The organism is Mesorhizobium sp. DCY119, from assembly GCF_003590645.1.
Lineage (GTDB): Bacteria > Pseudomonadota > Alphaproteobacteria > Rhizobiales > Rhizobiaceae > Mesorhizobium_M.
In genome coordinates this window covers 1,901,088-1,920,040 of the sequence record NZ_CP031834.1, presented here as the reverse complement: position 1 = coordinate 1,920,040, position 18,953 = coordinate 1,901,088, and the positions used below count along the sequence as shown (strand labels likewise).

The 18,953-nt window shown below is 62.2% G+C and carries 16 protein-coding genes; 13 read left to right on the top strand and 3 right to left on the bottom strand.

What is annotated here, in order from left to right; genetic code table 11:
• Positions 1–2: 2 nt before the first annotated feature.
• The 3 genes from DZG07_RS09315 to DZG07_RS09305 all read left to right on the top strand — a co-directional run bounded on the left by DZG07_RS09315 (position 3) and on the right by DZG07_RS09305 (position 3,197).
• Positions 3–782, top strand: coding sequence for a glucose 1-dehydrogenase (locus DZG07_RS09315; protein ID WP_197716845.1), 780 nt, complete (start codon positions 3–5; stop codon positions 780–782).
• Between the two features lie 134 nt (positions 783–916).
• Positions 917–1,975, top strand: coding sequence for an alpha/beta fold hydrolase (locus DZG07_RS09310; protein WP_119816265.1), 1,059 nt, complete (start codon positions 917–919; stop codon positions 1,973–1,975).
• Between the two features lie 172 nt (positions 1,976–2,147).
• Entirely contained in the window at positions 2,148–3,197 is a 1,050-nt protein-coding gene (locus tag DZG07_RS09305; RefSeq protein WP_119816262.1) for a class I SAM-dependent methyltransferase, read from the top strand.
• A gap of 636 nt (positions 3,198–3,833) precedes the next feature.
• On the opposite strand, the gene DZG07_RS09295 is transcribed toward DZG07_RS09305, so the two are convergent.
• Positions 3,834–4,172, bottom strand: coding sequence for an RcnB family protein (locus DZG07_RS09295; protein ID WP_091913067.1), 339 nt, complete (start codon positions 4,170–4,172; stop codon positions 3,834–3,836).
• 265 nt (positions 4,173–4,437) lie between these two features.
• Here DZG07_RS09295 and DZG07_RS09290 point away from each other — a divergent pair, with 265 nt between their 5' ends.
• Positions 4,438–4,869, top strand: a complete 432-nt coding sequence (locus DZG07_RS09290) for a hypothetical protein (protein WP_119816256.1) — start codon at positions 4,438–4,440, stop codon at positions 4,867–4,869.
• Between the two features lie 51 nt (positions 4,870–4,920).
• Here the strand turns inward: DZG07_RS09290 and DZG07_RS09285 are convergent, their stop codons facing one another.
• On the bottom strand, positions 4,921–5,790 hold the full coding sequence (locus DZG07_RS09285; protein WP_119821556.1) for a LysR substrate-binding domain-containing protein: 870 nt from the start codon (positions 5,788–5,790) through the stop codon (positions 4,921–4,923).
• 101 nt (positions 5,791–5,891) lie between these two features.
• On the opposite strand from DZG07_RS09285, the gene DZG07_RS09280 reads away from it, so the two are divergent.
• The 9 genes from DZG07_RS09280 (at position 5,892) to DZG07_RS09240 (ending at position 18,283) form a co-directional block, all read left to right on the top strand.
• Positions 5,892–7,559, top strand: a complete 1,668-nt coding sequence (locus DZG07_RS09280) for a Na/Pi cotransporter family protein (protein ID WP_119816254.1) — start codon at positions 5,892–5,894, stop codon at positions 7,557–7,559.
• A gap of 105 nt (positions 7,560–7,664) precedes the next feature.
• Entirely contained in the window at positions 7,665–8,867 is a 1,203-nt protein-coding gene (locus DZG07_RS09275; protein WP_119816251.1) for a 2-aminoethylphosphonate--pyruvate transaminase, read from the top strand.
• 30 nt (positions 8,868–8,897) lie between these two features.
• A complete protein-coding gene (phnA, locus tag DZG07_RS09270; protein ID WP_119816248.1) occupies positions 8,898–10,160 on the top strand; it encodes a phosphonoacetate hydrolase in 1,263 nt (420 codons plus the stop codon).
• 252 nt (positions 10,161–10,412) lie between these two features.
• A complete protein-coding gene (gene phnY, locus DZG07_RS09265; RefSeq protein WP_119816245.1) occupies positions 10,413–11,867 on the top strand; it encodes a phosphonoacetaldehyde dehydrogenase in 1,455 nt (484 codons plus the stop codon).
• Positions 11,868–11,870: 3 nt separating this feature from the next.
• A complete protein-coding gene (locus DZG07_RS09260; RefSeq protein WP_119816242.1) occupies positions 11,871–12,995 on the top strand; it encodes a TIGR03364 family FAD-dependent oxidoreductase in 1,125 nt (374 codons plus the stop codon).
• A gap of 5 nt (positions 12,996–13,000) precedes the next feature.
• A complete protein-coding gene (locus DZG07_RS09255; RefSeq protein WP_119816239.1) occupies positions 13,001–13,840 on the top strand; it encodes an EamA family transporter in 840 nt (279 codons plus the stop codon).
• Positions 13,841–14,027: 187 nt separating this feature from the next.
• A complete protein-coding gene (locus DZG07_RS09250) occupies positions 14,028–15,050 on the top strand; it encodes a putative 2-aminoethylphosphonate ABC transporter substrate-binding protein (protein WP_091913080.1) in 1,023 nt (340 codons plus the stop codon).
• A gap of 121 nt (positions 15,051–15,171) precedes the next feature.
• Positions 15,172–16,269, top strand: coding sequence for a putative 2-aminoethylphosphonate ABC transporter ATP-binding protein (locus tag DZG07_RS09245; RefSeq protein ID WP_245429636.1), 1,098 nt, complete (start codon positions 15,172–15,174; stop codon positions 16,267–16,269).
• Between the two features lies 1 nt (position 16,270).
• Positions 16,271–18,283 carry a putative 2-aminoethylphosphonate ABC transporter permease subunit gene (locus DZG07_RS09240; protein ID WP_119816233.1) on the top strand — a complete coding sequence of 671 codons (2,013 nt, stop codon included), beginning with the start codon at positions 16,271–16,273 and terminating at the stop codon, positions 18,281–18,283.
• A 16-nt stretch (positions 18,284–18,299) separates the two neighbouring features.
• On the opposite strand, the gene DZG07_RS09235 is transcribed toward DZG07_RS09240, so the two are convergent.
• The gene (locus tag DZG07_RS09235; protein WP_119816230.1) at positions 18,300–18,878 is read right to left on the bottom strand and encodes a TetR/AcrR family transcriptional regulator; all 579 of its coding nucleotides are present in this window, start codon (positions 18,876–18,878) and stop codon (positions 18,300–18,302) included.
• Positions 18,879–18,953: the final 75 nt, after the last annotated feature.

The following is an 18,953-nucleotide window of genomic DNA, read 5'->3' as shown; positions in this document are numbered from 1 at the left end:
CGATGGCTCTGCCTGACTTTCCGACCAACCTGACCCCGTCCCTTCTCGCCGGCAAGACCGCGCTGGTCACCGGCGGCGTCTCCGGCATCGGTCAGGCCATCGCGTCGCTGTTTGCGGCAAGCGGCGCCAAGGTCATCATTGCCGATCTCTCGCTGCCTGAGAGCGATGCCCCCACCGATTGCAGCACCGGTCCGGGCTGGCGTTGCGACGTAGCTGATGAGGCAAGCGTAGCGGTGCTGGCCGAGCGCATTGCGCGCACGGAAAACAAGCTCGACCTGCTGGTCAACTGCGCCGGCGTTCCGCAGTCGGCGATCCCGATCGACACGATGACGGTCGACGGCTGGGATCGCATCATGAACGTCAATGTGCGTTCGCTTTTCCTCACCACGAAACATTTCCTGCCCTTGCTCAAGGCGGGCGGAAACGCGGCGATCGTCAACATCTGCTCGGTTGTCGGCGTGCGCCCGAAACCGGGCCTCGCTGCCTACAGCGCCTCGAAGGCCGCAGCCATCGCAACCACCCAGTCGCTCGCGCTCGAACTGGCCAAGGACGGCATCCGCGTGAACGGCATCAACCCCGGCGCGACCGAAACGCCGATGCTTTCGGGGTTCACCCATGGGCAGCAGGTGCATGAAGTCGTCGGCAGCTTTGCAAGCCAGATTCCGATGGGCGAGATCATCCGCCCGAACGATGTGGCTGGTGCTGCACTCTACCTGGCATCCGACCTCGCCAGGCTCGTCACGGGCGCGGTTATCAACGTCGACGGCGGCCGCTGCGTTTAACAGCCACGGCTGCCATCCACCGACACGGAACCTTGCGCAAAAAGCCCGCGCCACCCTTTCGGCGTAGACGGCTGATCGATCGGGCTATGAGATCGGGCCTGTTGCCCGACTTTCCGCTACGGTATCCTTGGAGGATGAAACTCAGCCAGAGCATACGGTTCTGCACCTCCGTCGACGGCACTCGGATTGCCGTCGCGTCGTGCGGAGAGGGACCGGTGATCCTGCGGGCGGCGCACTGGCTGAGCCATGTCGATTACGACCTTGAAAGCCCCGTGTGGCGGCCATGGCTCCAGGCGCTTTCGGCCCGCAACCGTTTTGTGCGTTACGATCCACGCGGCTGCGGCCTGTCTGACCGGCACGTTGCCGATCTGTCGCTTGAGGCGTGGCATGCGGACCTGGACTGCGTGGCGGCCTCGATCGAGGAGCCGCGCTTCGTCCTCCTTGGTCTTTCGCAGGGCGGCGCTCTTAGTATCGCATATGCCCTAAGGCATCCCGAGCGCGTGTCGCATCTGGTGCTGCTGAATGCCTATGGTCAGGGCGGGCGGGTTCGCGCGCAGACGGAAGCCGAGCGGCTGGAGGCCGAGACCCTCGTCAACTTCATTCGCATCGGCTGGGGGCGCGACAATCCTGCGTTCTGCCAGTTCTTCACCAACCTTTTCATACCCGACGGGACGCCTGAACAGCATCGCTGGTGGGGCGATCTCGAGCGTGAAACGGCAACTGCCGATGTCGCCGCGCAACTGCTTTCGCAGATGCAGGGTATCGACGTGCTCGACCTTGCCGCGAAGATCCGCGTGCCGACATTGATCGCGCATAGCCGCGGCGACATGCGCGTGCCGTTCGACGAAGGCTGCAAGCTGGCGGCAGCGATCCCGGGCGCACGCTTCGTGCCGCTTGAGAGCAAGAACCATGTGCTCCTGCCGGACGAGCCGGCCTGGGCTGTGTTCCAAGCCGAACTTGCTGCCTTCCTCGGGCAGGATCAACCAAGGCAGCCGCGCGCAATCCGCGAGGCTGGTCTCACTCCCGCCGAAGCGGCACTTCTGGACCTCGTTGCAGAGGGGCTCGACAACCGTGCGATCGCAGAACGCCTCGGCAAGAGCGTGAAGACCGTGCGCAACCAGCTGTCGGTGATCTTCAGCAAACTTGGCGTGCACAGCCGCTCGCAGGCGATCGTCATGACGCTGTCCAAGTAACCGACTTGCGCGGCGGGCGGTTTACCGCCCTCTCCCGGCCCGGATCGGGACATCTGTCCTCTCCGCTGCCTGATTTCCTTGCCTGTTCGGGACGGCCGCCTCATGCCTCCCGTTACGACTGGTCTCATCCTTGCACTGACGGAATGGCAACATGCCGTCCGAAGGAGGAACCATGACACAACTCAACGAAACCACCCTCAATGAACTCGTCGGCCGCGTCCTTGGCGACCTTGGCGGAGCTGTCAGCGTGCCGCTGGTGAGGATCGGAGACGCGCTCGACCTGTACAAGACCCTCAAGGAGATCGGTCCCGCCAATGCTGACGAGCTTGCCGATGCCGCGGGATGCGCGCCCCGCTACGTGCGCGAATGGCTGGCAGCGCAAGCGGCCTCGGGCTACGTGCACTACGAGAACGGACGGTTCTCGCTGACGCCCGAGCAGTCCTTCGTGTTTGCAGAGCCCGACAGCCCGGTCAATCTGATCGGTGCCTTCGATACCGCTGCTGCAATGGTCGAGAACCAGTCGAAGGTGCAGTCGGCCTTCAAGACCGGCCGCGGCGTGGCCTGGGGTGACCAGGCCGGCTGCATGTTCTGCGCCGTGGCGCGGCTGTTCCGGCCGGGCTACGTGAATGCCCTTGTGCAGGAGTGGCTGCCGGCGCTCGATGGCGTCATCGACAAGTTGAAAGCCGGCGCGACGGTGGCCGATGTCGGCTGCGGACACGGGCTGTCGACGGTCCTGATGGCACAGGCGTTCCCAAAATCCCGGTTTACCGGCTACGACTTCCATCCGGCATCGATTGCCGCCGCGACCGCGCACGCCCGAGCGCACGGCATGACGAACCTGCACTTCGAGGTCGGCCGGGCACAGGACTTCGCAGGGCGTGACTTCGATCTGATCACCTGCTTCGACTGCCTGCACGACATGGGCGATCCCAAGACCGCGGCAGCGCACATCAGAAAGGCGCTGAAACAGGGCGGCACGTGGATGGTCGTAGAGCCGATGGCCGGAGATGCGCTGGAAGACAACATCAATCCGGTTGGAAGGCTCTACTACTCGGCATCGACGATGATCTGCGTTCCCACCTCGCTGGCACAGGAGACGGGGCTCGCGCTTGGCGCACAAGCGGGCGAGAAACGGCTGGCCGAGGTGATCCGGTCAGGTGGCTTCACGCGCGTCCGGCGGGCAGCACAGACGCCACTCAACATGGTGCTGGAAGCGACCTGACGGCAAATGGCGGCGCCCCATGTTCGACCCCGGGGCGCCGCCATTTGACTGGATAAAAGGGTTTGATCCGAATTTCCGGCCTTGCATTGCAGGCTGTAACAAAGGTTGAGTGCTGAGGTCGCCGTACAGGACCGCACTTTAACCTTCGATTGACTCTTGGCCTTCATATCTCGTTCATGGATGACGAGCAGAAAACAGCCTCTGATTGGCGCGCGACGGTACTATGCCTGGTTCACGTTGCGATCTTGTTTGCTCCCATCGCGATCGCGCTGGGCGTGTTGGTGGGGCTGTCTACCAGCCAAGAGCGATTTGCCGGCAAGCCAGACCCGATCGTCACGAGCACAATTCGGCAGAGATAGAGCAGTCCCATCTGGGGGGTTCTACTTCTGGAAGCAGGCCCTAATATCGCGAGATGCTACGCTCTGACCAAGTGAGCTAAAATCTTCAGGAGGAAGTCCATGGACAAGACCTCTCTAATCGCCGAATTGAGCTGGCTGGCAGCGCTTCCATTTCTGGTGATCGCAATCCGGCTTCACGAGCTCCTCGCCAGGACGGCCACTCCCTCGCCGGTAATTCGCCGATAAAAAAGGCGGCTCCTGAGAACCGCCTTTTGCTCGATGGAACTACCATCAGATGTTACCGGCCGGCGGCGATGCCCGCGATGATACCGGTCGCCATTGAAATCAGCAGATAGTCGTTGTCGACCTTCACCCACTGCTGGCCTCTGCCGGGACGCTGCAGTCCGTAGCGGTGATAATCGCGGACATGCTGCTTCCGCTTCCAGTCGCTCATTCGGCTGCCTTTTGACCACCGCTGTTTCTTGGCGAATGGCTTGCGCGCCTCATGCTTCTTGTTGAAATGCGACGGTCCATTTTGCTGCTGCATGCCCTGCGGGGGCCGATGGTACTGCTGTGCTTGAGCCATCGGCACTGCAAGCATGGAGATCGCCACTGCTGCGAGAACAATTCGTTTCATTGGGAGGGGTCCTTCTCATTCACGCCTGATATCTACGTGTCGAAGGGTGAACCCAATATGAACACCTGCATTAACAATCCGTAATGTTTTCAAACGCTTGTCATATGATTTTAATAGGCGCGCACTACAGTTCAGCGGCTGACCAGGCCCTCCTCTCCACAATGAGTGCCGTCGCAGATATCGCCAGGCCCCGCGACGGTTGAAGCGTCGCGAATTTGCATGACGGCGTTTCGGCAGGTACTTTGCCGCCCTCACGGAGTGAAGCATGGATTATCGAACAGCCACTACCGCCGACCTTACCGCCATCTTTCGAGACCTGGCCAATCGAATGGCTGACCAGTATGCGACGGCCGGTCTGAACATCGATGAGGTGAAGGACGAATTCATGATGGCCCTGAGAGAGGGCCGCGGCCATACCCTGCTCGAAGACGGCAAACCGGTCGCAATAATCGCGTGGCGGGAGATCAATCACGCAGCTCAAACGGCTTTTGCAGCCCACGAGAGCTTCTTTTCCAGGTCTTCGGTCCGCTTCTGCAAGAAACACATCAGGCGCATCCAGGCTCTCTGCGGTAACCTTCCAATCCATTCCTACAGCTGGTCGGACCGGCCGGAAGTCGCGAAGTGGTTCCGCATTCTCGGATTTAATGAAGTGGAACGCGGGAAAGGCTTCGTTATCTTCGAGCTCGACCCTGAATGATCGCTCTACGTCTCAGATCGCCTTCGGCTACGCGCGAACCCTAAAGAGAGCTCAGCCTTCGACCGTTTGCCTGGCGAGATCCCAGAACGCCTTCACCAGCTTGCCGCTTGAGCGTTCGCGCAGGCAGATGAGCGCTTCGTCCATCAGCATCTCCGGTCCATCGATGAGGATCGGCCGGAGGCGTCCGTCTAGGCCAAACTCTGCCCGCGATACAAAGCCGACACCGACACCGGAGGCTACGATCTCGCGCACGGCCTCACGGCCTTCGGCTTCTATGGCCGGCTTGAGTTCGATTCCCTGAGTTGCAGCCAACGCTTCCAGCTTGGACCTGGTCTTGGAACCGCGCTCACGCAGCACAAGCGGCTGTTCGGCGATCTCGGCCAGCCCGAGCTTGCGCGCTTCGGCCAGCGGATGATTATGCGCCACAAACGCGATGATCGGCGAGGAATTGAGCTTCAGCATATTGTACTCGCGCCCTTCCGGAATTTCGCCCAGGACACCGATATCGGCTTCGTAGGCGTAAAGGCTGGCCATCACGCTCTCGGTATTGCCAGCGCGAACGGTCACCTGGATTCCCGGATACCTGGCCCGGAATTGCCCGAGTATCTGGAGAAGATGATGCGCGGCGTCCGCGACGATGCGCAAGGTGCCGGCTCGAAGCGCGCGCGACTCGGAAAGCAGGTCGAGTGCCTGCTGCTCGGTGTCGAACATGCGGTGCGTGATTTCAAGCAGACGGTCGCCCTGCTGCGTAAGCGTCACCTGCTTCTTGTGCCGGTTGAAAAGCAGCACGTCGTACTCTTCTTCCAGCTTGCGCACCTGGTCGGAGATGGCGGGTTGCGTCAGGAACAATGCCTCCGCGGCACGCGAGAAACCGCCGCAAATGGCGACGTAGTGGAAAGCTCTCAGCTGCACGTACCGCACCAGGGCATCCTCCATAAGTAAAATCAATGGAAGTATAGAAACTAACGAATTGACTTATGTAAAGGGGAAGCCGAACTTTTCCTTCTGACAGGAAGCCGGCTATGCATTTCTCGATCATCCTTCTGCACCTCGCGGGCGCAACCTTGCTGCTGCTCTATGCCGTGCATCTCGTGCGCACCGGGATGGAGCGCGCCCACGCTCCCATCTTGCGCCAGCTGTTTGGCGAGGCAAGAGGCGGGCACACACGTGCCGCTGCCGGTGGCGCGGCCATGGCGGTGATGCTGCAAAGTTCAACGGCAGTGGCTATGCTCGCCTGCGGCTTCGCTGCCGGCGCTGTGCTGGCGCTGCCGACCGGGCTCGCTCTGTTGCTTGGTGCCGATCTTGGCTCGGCGCTGGTCGTGCGGGTGCTCTCCTTCGATCTAGGCTGGTTGATCCCCGTCTGCCTGTTGGCCGGCGGCGTCATGCATCTCAAGCTGCCGGGTCAGAAAATCCGCGAGACCGGACGCATGGTGCTCGGAGTTGGCTTCGTGCTCCTGTCGTTGAAGCTGCTGGGCGAAGCGACCGGTCCGCTTCGGAATGCAGAACTTCTGCCCATGATCTCCGGTTATCTGGCCCAGGACTATCTGACGGCGTTTCTGCTTGGCGCCGTGTTCACCTGGCTCATTCACTCCAGCGTCGCCGCCGTTCTCATGATCACGGCCCTGGCCTCGCAGGGGTTGGTTTCGCTGGAAGCCGGCATACCGCTGATACTGGGCGCGAATGTCGGCAGCGGGCTGATCGCATTCTGGCTGTCACGGGGCATGGGACCTGCCGCCCGCCGCCTGCCGCTCGGCAATCTGATTTTTCGAGCCTGCGGGACAGTCGTCGCATTGGTTGCCATTCAGCTGTTCAGTCTGCCGGTTGGCTGGCTGGGAAGCAATGCAGGCGTGGCACTGATCAATCTCCACGTCCTCTTCAACGCATGTCTGGGCGTGTTTTGCCTTCCCCTCACCGGCGCGATGGCGCGGCTGACGACGACGCTGCTGTCCGAAGCTCCGGTCAGGACGAAAGATGATGATCTTGTCGCGCGGCGCATCACAGCCCTCGATCGGGCGGTGACCGGCGTTCCGACCCTGGCGCTGGCCAGCGCGACGCGCGAGCTTCTGCGCATGGGAGAACTGGTCGAACTGATGTTCCGGCCGGTCATGGACATGTTCAAGTCCGGGACGAGCGAGCAGATCGCACGCCTGCGCAGCCTGGATGAAGACGTGAACGATGCTCACACCGGCATCAAGCTCTACATCGCCGAGGTAAACCGAGGCCGGCTCACCTCGGAGGAGGCTCGCCGCGGCATCGAACTGACCGACGTTGCGATCAACCTGGAGCATGCCGGCGACGTCATCGCCAAGAATCTGCTGGTGCTGGCCGCCGAGCGCTCGGAGAAAAACCTGAATTTCTCCAAGGAAGGCTGGGCGGAGATGACGGACCTTCATGCGCGTGTCGCGGAAAACATGCAGCTTGCGCTGAACGTCTTGATTTCAAACGACCTTGCCGCAGCCCGCCAGCTGGTGGCCGAGAAGGAGCGCATTCGAACGCAGGAGCGTCAAAGCCACGAACAGCATCTGCGCCGCCTGCAATCGGGCAAGATGGAAAGCATCGAGACCAGCGATATCCACCTGGAAGCCGTCCGCGCTTTCAAGGAGATCAATTCGCTTCTGGTTACGATCGCTTATCCGCTGCTTACGCAAAGCGGAGACCTGCTGAGCAGCCGACTGGTACGTCTAGCCTGACGATCATCGCCAAAACTTATACAAGGATACAAAATAACGATTTTGCAAATACATCATCGGCGGCGATAATCACGCCATTGCAGAACGCCGTGTGGAGGAAGATCAATGAGCGCCGAGACCAAGTTTTCGCCAGTCGAGGGTTTTGAGCCACCGGCGCTCGGCGAACCTTATTTGCTCACGCCCGGCCCGCTCACCACCGCCTACGCCGTCAAGCAGGCCATGCTGCGCGACTGGGGTTCCTGGGACGGCGATTTCCGTGCCATGACTGCCGATATGCGCCGCCGATTGCTGGCGCTGACCGGCGACACAAAGGGCGAATTCGATTGCGTTCCCATGCAGGGAAGCGGCTCCTTCTGCGTCGAGGCCATGCTCGGCTCCTTCGTACCGAAGGACGGAAAGGTTCTGGTGCTGGCCAATGGCGCCTATGGCCTTCGCGCCGCGCAGACCATGCAGTATCTGGGCCGCGCCTATACGCTGATCGACAAGGGCGATTACCTGCCCCCGCGCGGTAGTGAGGTTGCCGCAGCGCTCGACGCCGATCCGGCCATCACCCATGTCATCGCCATCCACTGCGAGACCAGTTCGGGCATCCTCAACCCGGTCGCCGAGATTTCCGAGGCCGTCTACGCCAAGGGCCGCAAGCTGCTGGTGGATTCCATGAGCGCCTTTGGCGCCATCCCGCTCGACGTCAACGAAATCCGCTACGAGGCGATGGTCTCCTCCGCCAACAAATGCATCGAAGGCGTGCCGGGCTTTGGCTTCGTCATCGCCAAGAAGACGGAACTGGAAGCCGCCAAGGGCCGCAGCCACTCGCTTTCGCTCGACGTGCATGCGCAATGGGCGACGCTGGAAAAGACCGGGCAATGGCGTTTCACCCCGCCGACCCATGTCGTTGCCGCCTTTCTCGAGGCGCTGAAGGTGCACGAGGCGGAAGGCGGCGTTGCCGGCCGCGGCGCGCGCTACACCAAAAACCGCGACGTGATGGTTGCCGGCATGCGCGAACTCGGTTTCGAGACGCTGCTGTCGGATAACTGGCTGTCGCCGATCATCGTCACCTTCTTCTGCCCGGCGCATGAGAACTTTGCCTTCGACCGCTTCTATGAACTGATGAAGGACAAGGGGTTCATCATCTACCCCGGCAAGCTAACCGTGGTGGAATCCTTCCGGGTCGGCTGCATCGGCCGCATGGACGAGCACGTCATGCGGCGCGTCGTGGAAGCAGCCCGCGAGTCGCTTGCTGAAATGAACGTGCCCGATGCGGCGCCGCCTCGCACCGCGCTCGAAGAGCGCGCCAAGCTCGCCGCCTGAAAACCTCTCCAATTCCCAAGGAATGCCCCGATGAACCAGATGTCCCCTGTCACCGTGTCTGCGAATGGACGCAATTATGCCTGGCCGCGCGTGCCGGCGATCGCGATCTGCCTTGACGGCTGCGAGCCGGCCTATCTCGACGAGGCGATTAAGGCGGGGCTGATGCCGGCGCTGGAGAAGATCAAGGCGAAGGGCACGGTGCGCATGGCCCACAGCGTCATCCCGAGCTTCACCAATCCCAACAATCTGTCGATCGCCACCGGCCGCCCGCCTTCTGTCCACGGTATCTGCGGCAACTACCTCTACAATCCGGAGACGGGCGAAGAGGTGATGATGAACGATCCAAAGTTCCTGCGCGCCCCGACCGTCTTCCAGGCCTTCTACGATGCCGGCGCCCGCGTCGCGGTGGTGACGGCGAAAGACAAGCTGCGTTCGCTGCTTGGGCACGGCCTGAAGTTCAATGAAGACCGCGCCATCTGCTTTTCCTCTGAGAAGTCGGACACCACGACGAAGGCCGAGCACGGCATCGACAATGCGTCCTCATGGCTCGGCCGGCCGGTGCCGGAAGTCTATTCGGCCGAACTGTCGGAATTCGTCTTTGCCGCCGGCGTCAAGCTGTTGAAGGAATGGCGGCCCGACGTCATGTACCTGACCACGACCGACTATGTGCAGCACAAATACGCGCCGGGCGTGAAGCAGGCCAACGATTTCTACGAGATGTTCGACAAGTATCTCGCCGAACTCGACGCGCTGGGTGCTGCGATCGTGGTGACCGCCGATCACGGCATGAAGCCGAAGCACAAGGCTGACGGTTCGCCCGATGTCGTCTATGCGCAGGACCTGCTCGACGAATGGCTGGGCAAGGATGCCGGGCGCGTCATCCTGCCGATCACCGATCCTTACGTCGTCCATCACGGCGCGCTGGGCTCGTTCGCCACCGCCTATCTGCCCAAGGGTGCCGACCGCGCCGACATCATGAAGCGGCTGGCCGGCATCGAGGGCATCGACCTTGTCGTCGACCGCGAGGAAGCCTGCCGCCGTTTCGAGCTGCCGGAAGACCGCATCGGCGACATCGTCATGATCTCGACCGAGAACAAGACGATCGGCACCAGCGAGCACCGTCACGATCTCGCCGCCCTCAATGAGCCGCTGCGCTCGCATGGCGGGCTGACCGAGCAGGTGGTGCCGTTCATCACCAACCGCGTCCTGCCGGACCAGCCCGGCGCACCGAAGCTGCGCAACTTCGACGCCTTCTACTACGCGGTGATGGCTGCGGCGCTGCCGAATACGTGATTGCAATGCCGGCGCTTCGTTGCGCTGGCGATGAATGTTGACCGAGGTTGGTCGACCCCCACTCCGGCCCTTCGGGCCACCTCTCCCCCGTTCGACGGGGGAGAGGAAAGGTGCCGACCCGCCGAGCCCTGGCTCCCTTCCTCTCCCTCCGGAGGGGGAGAGGTGGCCCGAAGGGCCGGAGTGGGGGAAGGCTTTGCCGGCAAGCGATGGCACAGGCGACAAGACGCATAAGGGCTATTCAGGAACACAGCGATGACCAAACTCGACCCCACGATCAAAGTCCGCCACGAGCCGATGCGCATTGCCGGCAGACATGTCGACGCCGACGGCGTCGTCGAGGTGCGCTATCCCTGGAACGACACGGTGGTCGGCACCGTGCCGGCAGGCGGTGCCGAGCATGCCCGGCAGGCCTTCGCGATCGCTGCCGCCTACAAGCCGAAGCTGACCCGCTACGAGCGCCAGAAGATCCTGCTCAGGACGGCAGAGCTGCTGAGCTCCAGGAAGGAAGAAATCTCCGACCTGATCACGCTGGAACTCGGCATCTCCAAGCAGGACTCGCTCTATGAAGTCGGCCGCGCTTATGACGTGTTCACCCTGTCGGGCCAGATGTGCATCCAGGATGACGGCCAGATCTTCTCCTGCGACCTGACCCCGCACGGCAAGGCGCGCAAAATCTTCACCATGCGCGAGCCGCTCAACGCGATCTCGGCGATCACGCCGTTCAACCATCCGCTCAACATGGTCTCGCACAAGGTGGCGCCGGCGATTGCCACCAACAACTGCGTCGTCGTCAAGCCGACCGAGCTGACGCCGATGACGGCACTGGTGCTGGCCGACATTCTCTACGAGGCCGGCCTGCCGCCGGAAATGCTGTCGGTGGTGACCGGCTGGCCGAAGGACATCGGCGACGAGATGATCACCAACGAAAACATCGATCTGATCACCTTCACCGGCGGCGTGCCGGTGGGCAAGCTGATCGCCTCCAAGGCCGGCTACAGGCGCCAGGTGCTGGAACTTGGCGGCAATGACCCCCTGATCATCCTCAACGACCTCTCCGACGACGATCTGGCCAAGGCCGCCGATCTGGCGGTCGCGGGTGCGACCAAGAACTCCGGCCAGCGCTGCACGGCGGTCAAGCGCATCCTTGTCCAGGAAAGCATCGCCGACCGTTTCGTGCCGCTGGTGCTGGAGCGGGCAAGGAAGATCAGGTTCGGCGACCCCATGGACCGCACCACCGATCTCGGCACTGTCGTGCATGAGCGCGCGGCAAAGCTGTTCGAGGACCGCGTCCACATGGCGGCAGAACAAGGCGCCGACATTCTCTACAATCCGGGCCGCAACGGCGCGCTGCTTCCGCCCATCGTCGTCGACCGCGTGCCGCATGCCTCAGAACTCGTCATGGAAGAAACCTTTGGGCCGATCATCCCGATCATCCGCGCCCCCGACGATGACGACGCGCTGATCGCACTCTCCAACTCCACCGCCTTCGGCCTCTCCTCAGGCGTCTGCACCAACGACTTCCGCCGCATGCAGAAATACATAGCAGGCCTTCAGGTCGGCACCGTCAACATCTGGGAAGTCCCGGGATACCGCATAGAGATGAGCCCCTTCGGCGGCATCAAGGATTCAGGCAACGGCTACAAGGAAGGCGTCATCGAAGCCATGAAGAGCTTCACAAACGTCAAGACCTTCTCCCTGCCCTGGTGATCCATGACTGACATGCAATATGATCTGGCTGTCGTCGGCGCCGGCATCGTCGGCCTTGCGCATGCGCTCGCTGCCGCGCGCCGCGGCCTGCGCGTCGTCGTCATCGACCGCGATGCACAGGCCAACGGCGCCTCGATCCGCAACTTCGGGCTCGTCGTGGTCACCGGTCAGGAAGCCGGCATTTCGCGCCAATACGCCGAACGGTCGCGCGAGGTATGGCTGAGCCTCGCCGGGCAGGCCGGAATAGAAATCCTCCAGCAGGGCAAACTCGTCGCCGCGCAGCGCCCCGAAGCGCTCGCGCTGCTTGAAGCGTTCAAGGCGGGCGAGCACGGGCAGGATTGCCGGCTGCTGACCAGCGACGAGGTAACTGGCCATCAGCCCGGCCTCGATGGTTCTAAAATCGTCGGTGGCCTCTACAGTCCGTTCGAGCTGCGCGTGGAATCGCGCGAGGCGTTGCCGAAGCTTGCGTCGTTCCTGGCGGAGCGCCACGGCGTCGAATTCCGTCGCGGCGTCGCCGTCTCGGCCATTGCGCCTCCGGTTGTCGAAACCAGCCACGGCCCGGTGCGAGCGGCAAAGATCGTGGTCTGCCCGGGCGACGACCTCGCCACTCTCTATCCGGAGCGCATCGGCAAGTACGGCATCCGGCGCTGCAAGCTGCAGATGCTGCGGCTTGCCAACCCGGGTCACAAGCTGCGCTCGGCGCTGGTCTCGGATCTCAGCCTGCTGCGCTACGCCGGTTATGCGGCGCTGCCTGAGGCTGCGTCGCTGCGAAAGACGCTGACCAGCCAATGTTCCCGGGCGCTCGACAACGGCGTCCATCTGATCGTCGTCCAGAGCGCGGACGGGTCGCTGGTCGTCGGCGATTCCCACCACTATGGCCAAACACCGGACCCCTTCGCTTCCGATGAGGTCGACCGCCTGATCCTCGACGAATTCGCCGCACTTTTCGGGGGATCGACGCCAAATGTGCTCGCGCGCTGGACCGGCACCTACGCTTCCGCATCAGATCATGCGAGCTTCAGGGACGAGCCGCATGAAGACGTGAGGCTGGTGATGGTTACCAGCGGAACCGGCGCCAGCACCGGATTTGCGATTGGTGAAGAAACGATCGCCGAGATGTTCGGTTAGCAGGCGTGTCAGCAACCGCACTGTCGATCGTACTTTTCGCAGCACTTCTTCATGCGAGCTGGAACGCGCTCGTAAAGGCCGCGCCCGATCGCGCGCTCACATTGGCCGCGGTCTCCGCCATGCATGCGCTGGCCGGCATCCTGCTGATCGCGATATCGCCATCGCCTGCCGTTGCGAGCTGGCCTTCGATAGCGGTGTCGACCGTCGTCCACTACGGCTACTATGTCCTGCTGTTCCAGGCCTACCGGCTGGGCGACTTGAGCCAAGTCTATCCGATATCGCGCGGCATGGCGCCCGCACTTGTTGCCATCGGCACCTTTCTGATGATCGGCGAAACGCTGTCGCCGCTCGGCTGGTCGGGCCTCGCACTCGTGACCGCCGGCATTGCTTTCCTGGCGCTGCAACGCGGCGCCGGTCACGCAGACGGCAAGGCAGTTCTCGTCGCTGCGCTGCTAGGTCTCAGCATTGCAGCCTATTCCGTCGCCGACGGCGTCGGGGTTCGATTCTCCGAGAGCCCCACCGGCTATATGGGATGGCTCTTCCTGTTCGAGTCGCCGGTCACCTTGGCGATCCTGGCAAGCCGCCGCAGAGCAGGCGTTCGGATCGATTGGAAAATCGTAGGCATCGGCCTGGTCGGCGGGCTCTTCGCCGTCACCGCCTACGGCCTCGTACTCTACGCCAAGACGATCGCTCACATCGGCGCGGTATCGGCAGTCAGAGAGTCGAGCGTCATCATCGCTGCCCTGATCGGCGTGGTTTTCTTTCGTGAAAGACCATGGTTCGGGCGCGTTCTTGCAGCCCTTGTCGTCGCCCTCGGCGTGGTGACGCTGGCTGTCTCCGAGTAGTGTGACAGCAGCATGACTACTATCGCCTCAGGTGATAGCTTTATAGGATAAATAGATTTTACTTATCGACCATGCGGCTTCAGGATTGACACATGGGCGACATCGACCGGCGCAAACGACCGGTGAACTGCCATAGAGCATGAGCGCCTCGATACATCGCAGATTGTGTCAAATGGGGAACCAAACCATGAAGAATACCGCATCCATCGTCATTGCCGCGTTGGCGGCCACTCTCTCGGCATCTGCCGCTTTTGCCGAAACCAACCTCACCGTCTACACCGCGATCGAGGCCGTCGATCTCGACCGTTACAAGGCTGAGTTCGAGAAAGCCAATCCCGACATCAAGATCAACTGGGTTCGCGACTCCACCGGGGTCATGACCGCCAAATTGCTGGCCGAAAAGGATAATCCGCAGGCCGACGTGGTCTGGGGACTGGCGGCAACCTCGCTCCTGCTGCTCAAGGGCGAAGGCATGCTGGAGCCCTACGCCCCTGCCGGCGTGGAAAAACTCGACCCGCGCTTCGTCGACAGCACCACGCCTCCGTCATGGACCGGCATGGACGCCTATGTCGCGGCGCTGTGCTTCAACACCGTCGAGGCCAAGAAGCTCGGCATCACAGCACCTAAGTCCTGGAAGGACCTGACCAAGCCTGAATACAAGGGTCACGTCGTCATGCCGAACCCCAACTCCTCGGGCACCGGCTTCCTCGACGTCTCCGCCTGGATGCAGACCTTCGGCGAGAAGGATGCCTGGGCCTTCATGGACGGCCTGCATGAGAACATCTCGGCCTACACCCATTCCGGCTCCAAGCCTTGCAAGATGGCTGGCGCCGGCGAGACGGTGATCGGCGTTTCCTTCGAGTTCCCCGGCGCCAAGGCCAAGAGCGCCGGCGCGCCGATCGACATCATCTTCCCGGAAGAAGGTTCGGGGTGGGAAGCCGAGGCAACCGCCATCATCGCAGGCACGGCAAACCTCGACGCGGCCAAGAAGCTGGTCGACTTCTCGGTCTCCAAGGAAGCCAACGAGATGTACAATCAAGGCTACGCCGTGCTCGCTTATCCCGGCATTGCCAAGCCGGTTGAAAACCTGCCGGCCGACGTTGCCTCCCACATGATCAAGAACGACTTCGAGTGGGCAGCCAACAACCGCAAGGCGATCCTGACGGAATGGGCCAAGCGCTACGACGCCAAGTCCGAGCCGAAGAGCTGATCGCAGCTCTGAAGAGGGGCGCCCAGCAATGCGGCGCCCTTTTCGCAACCAAGCACTGGTGGCTAGAATGAGACATGAGATCGTGGCCGGCCAACCGGCGACGCCGACCGAGGTGCGTCCAATGGCCGGGAAGCCGGCCTATCTTGAAATCGACGGCCTGTGGAAGGCATTCGGCGAATTCGTCGCGCTCAAGGGCGTGTCGCTTTCGATCCGGGAAGGCGAATTCGTCTGCTTCCTCGGGCCATCGGGTTGCGGCAAGACCACGCTGCTGCGCGCCGTTGCCGGCCTCGACCTGCAGACGCGCGGAACGATCCATCAGGCCGGCAAGGACATCTCGACCTTGCCGCCGTCGAAACGCGACTACGGCATCGTCTTTCAATCCTACGCGCTGTTCCCCAACCTGACGATCGAACGGAACATAGCCTTCGGCCTGGAGAATGCGGGACGCCCGAGGGCGGAAATCAATGCGCGCGTCGCCGAGCTGCTTGCCCTTGTCGGGCTTGCCAGCCAGGCCAAGAAGTATCCCGCCCAGCTGTCCGGCGGCCAGCAGCAGCGCATCGCGCTGGCGCGCGCCATGGCCGTGGCGCCCGGCCTGCTTCTGCTGGACGAGCCGCTTTCGGCTCTGGACGCCAAGGTGCGGGTGCATCTGCGCCATGAAATCAAGGAACTGCAGCGTAAACTCGGCGTGACGACCATCATGGTGACGCACGACCAGGAAGAAGCGCTGTCGATGGCCGACCGCATCGTGGTGATGAACCACGGCGTCATCGAACAGATCGGCACGCCGACGGAAATCTATCGCCAGCCGTCGACGCTTTTCGTCGCCGATTTCATCGGCGAGACCAACCAGATCCCGGCTAAGGTTCTGGCGGGCGACAGGCTGGCCGTGGAAGGGACCGAACTGGCGTGTGCGCCTCATCAGCTCGCGCTCGCCTGCGACGCAACGGCGGTGATCCGGCCAGTGGACATCATTCCGCATTCCATGAGCGGCACCGACAAGGTCGGAACGCCGGAGAACCTGATCGAGGTGACCGTCACGGAGATGGAATTTCTCGGCAGCTTCTGGCGTACGCGGCTGTCGTCGCCGCGTCTGGGCTCCCGCATCCTGATCGCCGATTTCTCCATCAATGCGGTTCGCCGGCTCGGCATCGCGGTGGATGGCGCGATGCGTGTCGAACTGCCGAGCGAACGCCTGCTCGTCTTCGGAAAGGCTGCCTGAGATGGCCACGGCAACGCTGACCATGCCGGCAGGCCGGGCGTTGCGCCCGCAGGTGTCTTCGGACGACATCATCAAGCGCGGGTTGATGATCGTCATCTCGCTCTATCTTCTGGTGGCGCTGGCCGCGCCCCTCTATGTGCTCCTGTCGAAATCCGTCACGACCTATCACTTCGATCTCGACGCCTTCGAGATCCAGCGCAGCGACGAGACCGGCGCGAATTTCGGCCCGGCCAAGACTGCCGCAGCGCTGAATGCCGACACCCATGCCATAACGCCTGAACAACTCGACGCCGGTTCCGGCGATCGACTTTCGGTGACCGGCCTGTTCCCCGATTTCAGCTTCCGCAGCCCTGTCAAATATCGCATACGCGGCATGGACAGCGCCGCCTCATTCCTTGTCGGCTCGGAACTGCATCGCGGCACCGATTGGCTCGAGCTCGACTCCAACACCTTCCGCCGCGTCTCACTGCGACCGTCGACCGCCACGGGCCTCGACAATTTTGTCAGCTATTTCTCGACGCCATCGCTGACGCAGGCGATCTACAACTCCGTCCTCATGGGCGTGATCACGACGGTGCTTGTCATCGCAATCGCGTTTGGCCTCGCCTATGCGCTGAACCGCAGCCAGATGCGCCTCAAGGGGTTCTTCAGGCTCGTCACGACCATCCCGATCCTCGTGCCGTCGCTGTTGCCCGGCATCGCCCTTGTCTATCTGTTCGGCAACCAGGGCCTGCTGAAGGAAGCCATGATGGGCTATTCCATCTACGGCCCCATCGGCATCGTCGTCGGATCGGTGTTCTTCACTCTGCCCCATGCCCTGCTGATCGTATCCACGGCTCTCGCAATCGCCGACGCCCGTCACTATGAGGCGGCAGCTTCGTTACGAGCCAGCAAATGGCGTACCTTCTGGACCGTCACGGTGCCCGGCGCACGCTACGGCATCATCTCGGCTGCCTTCGTGGTCTTCACCATGGTGGTCACCGATTTCGGCCTGCCCAAGGTCATCGGCGGCCAGTACAACATGCTGGCGGTCGACATCTACAAGCAGGTTATCGGCCAGCAGAATTTCGAGATGGGCGCGGTCGTCTCCGTCATCCTCCTTGTGCCGGCCGCCGCCGCTTTCTTTGTCGACCGCCTGATCCAGAAAAAACAGGTCGCGCTGCTGTCGGCTCGCTCGGTGCCCTATCAGCCCAAGCCCAATGCGCGATTCGACTGGATGTGCTTCGCCTATTGCGCAGCGGTTGCCCTGTTCGTCCTCACCCTGATCGGCGTCTGCCAGCTGGCGGCGACGGTAAAATTCTGGCCCTACGACCTGACGCCGACGCTCAAGAATTTCCGCTTCGACCTGGTCGATGGCGGCGGTTGGGGCGCCTATGCGAATTCGATCAAGATGGCGCTGCTGACGGCGATCTTCGGCACGGTCATCGTCTTCGTCGGCGCCTATATGGTCGAGAAGAGCGAAGGCTTCCCGCTCGGGCGCACGCTGTTCCAGTTCCTCGCCATGCTGCCGATGGCCGTGCCCGGCATGGTCCTCGGCCTCGCCTACATCTTCTTCTTCAACAACCCGTCGAACCCGTTCAACGCGATCTACGGAACGATGGCTATCCTCGTCGTCAGCACCGTGACGCATTTCTACACCGTCTCGCATCTGACCGCACTGACGGCCCTGAAGCAGATGGACCGCGAGTTCGAACCGGTTGCCGCATCGCTCAAACAGCCATTCTACAAGCTGTTCTTCCGCGTCACGGTTCCGGTATCGCTGCCCGCCATTCTCGACATTTCGATCTACCTCTTCGTCAATGCGATGACGACGGTGTCTGCGGTCGTGTTTCTGTATTCCACGCACACGCAGCTTGCCTCGGTCGCCGTTCTCAACATGGACGACGCCGGCGACGTGGCACCCGCCGCGGCCATGGGCATGATGATCTTCTACACGAATGTCGTTGCCCGGCTCGTGCACGCAGGCATATCCCGCACACTCCTGACACGCACCCAGGCATGGCGGCGGCGTTAACAGACTACAGGTTGCCTCAACGCGTTCGCAGCCCGTCGACGAACACATCGACCAGGCGCAGCGCTGCCGGCTGCCAGTCGGCCGTGCCCTGCGAATAGAAAATGCCGACCAAGGTTCGCAACAGGTCTTCCGGCGAAATGTCGGAGCGGATTTCTCCTGCCGCAACCCCGCGATCGAGCAGCAGGCCGATCGCATTGCTCATGCGCTCGAAGGAATAGGCCTTCAGTTCGCTCGAACCGTGCGCGACGAGCTGAAGTGCTTCGACCATACCCTTTTTGGTCGCCACCAGGCGGACATTGGCGTGCAGCCATTTGCGCAGCGCCTCGACCGGATCACTGTCGTGGGCAAGCAACTCAGCGAGTTCGCCGAGGTGATCGACCTCATGGCGATAGACCGCTTCGAACAATGCTTCGCGCGTCGGAAAATGGCGATAGAGCGTTCCGATCCCCACACCCGCCTGCCGCGCAACCGCCTCCAGGCTCGCCTGCGGACCGCCGGCGCTGAAGATTTGCGTCGCCGCCTCGAGCAGGATTTCGCGATTGCGGATGGAATCCGCGCGCGGCTTGCGTCTTGTTTTTGCGGTCTCAGGTCCCATTTTCTTCCAACAGGGCTCGTTGCCTCTTGCTAAACGGAGGCATCCTCCGTATAAATAGATCGCACATCGGGAAAA

Excerpts from the sequence above, each read along its gene's own strand:
- DZG07_RS09315 (WP_197716845.1), top strand. The coding sequence starts at position 3 with ATGGCTCTGCCTGACTTTCCGACCAACCTGACCCCGTCCCTTCTCGCC.
- DZG07_RS09310 (WP_119816265.1), top strand. The coding sequence starts at position 917 with ATGAAACTCAGCCAGAGCATACGGTTCTGCACCTCCGTCGACGGCACT.
- DZG07_RS09305 (WP_119816262.1), top strand. The coding sequence starts at position 2,148 with ATGACACAACTCAACGAAACCACCCTCAATGAACTCGTCGGCCGCGTC.
- DZG07_RS09295 (WP_091913067.1), bottom strand. The coding sequence starts at position 4,172 with ATGAAACGAATTGTTCTCGCAGCAGTGGCGATCTCCATGCTTGCAGTG.
- DZG07_RS09290 (WP_119816256.1), top strand. The coding sequence starts at position 4,438 with ATGGATTATCGAACAGCCACTACCGCCGACCTTACCGCCATCTTTCGA.
- DZG07_RS09280 (WP_119816254.1), top strand. The coding sequence starts at position 5,892 with ATGCATTTCTCGATCATCCTTCTGCACCTCGCGGGCGCAACCTTGCTG.
- DZG07_RS09275 (WP_119816251.1), top strand. The coding sequence starts at position 7,665 with ATGAGCGCCGAGACCAAGTTTTCGCCAGTCGAGGGTTTTGAGCCACCG.
- phnA (WP_119816248.1), top strand. The coding sequence starts at position 8,898 with ATGAACCAGATGTCCCCTGTCACCGTGTCTGCGAATGGACGCAATTAT.
- phnY (WP_119816245.1), top strand. The coding sequence starts at position 10,413 with ATGACCAAACTCGACCCCACGATCAAAGTCCGCCACGAGCCGATGCGC.
- DZG07_RS09260 (WP_119816242.1), top strand. The coding sequence starts at position 11,871 with ATGACTGACATGCAATATGATCTGGCTGTCGTCGGCGCCGGCATCGTC.
- DZG07_RS09250 (WP_091913080.1), top strand. The coding sequence starts at position 14,028 with ATGAAGAATACCGCATCCATCGTCATTGCCGCGTTGGCGGCCACTCTC.
- DZG07_RS09245 (WP_245429636.1), top strand. The coding sequence starts at position 15,172 with ATGGCCGGGAAGCCGGCCTATCTTGAAATCGACGGCCTGTGGAAGGCA.
- DZG07_RS09240 (WP_119816233.1), top strand. The coding sequence starts at position 16,271 with ATGGCCACGGCAACGCTGACCATGCCGGCAGGCCGGGCGTTGCGCCCG.
- DZG07_RS09235 (WP_119816230.1), bottom strand. The coding sequence starts at position 18,878 with ATGGGACCTGAGACCGCAAAAACAAGACGCAAGCCGCGCGCGGATTCC.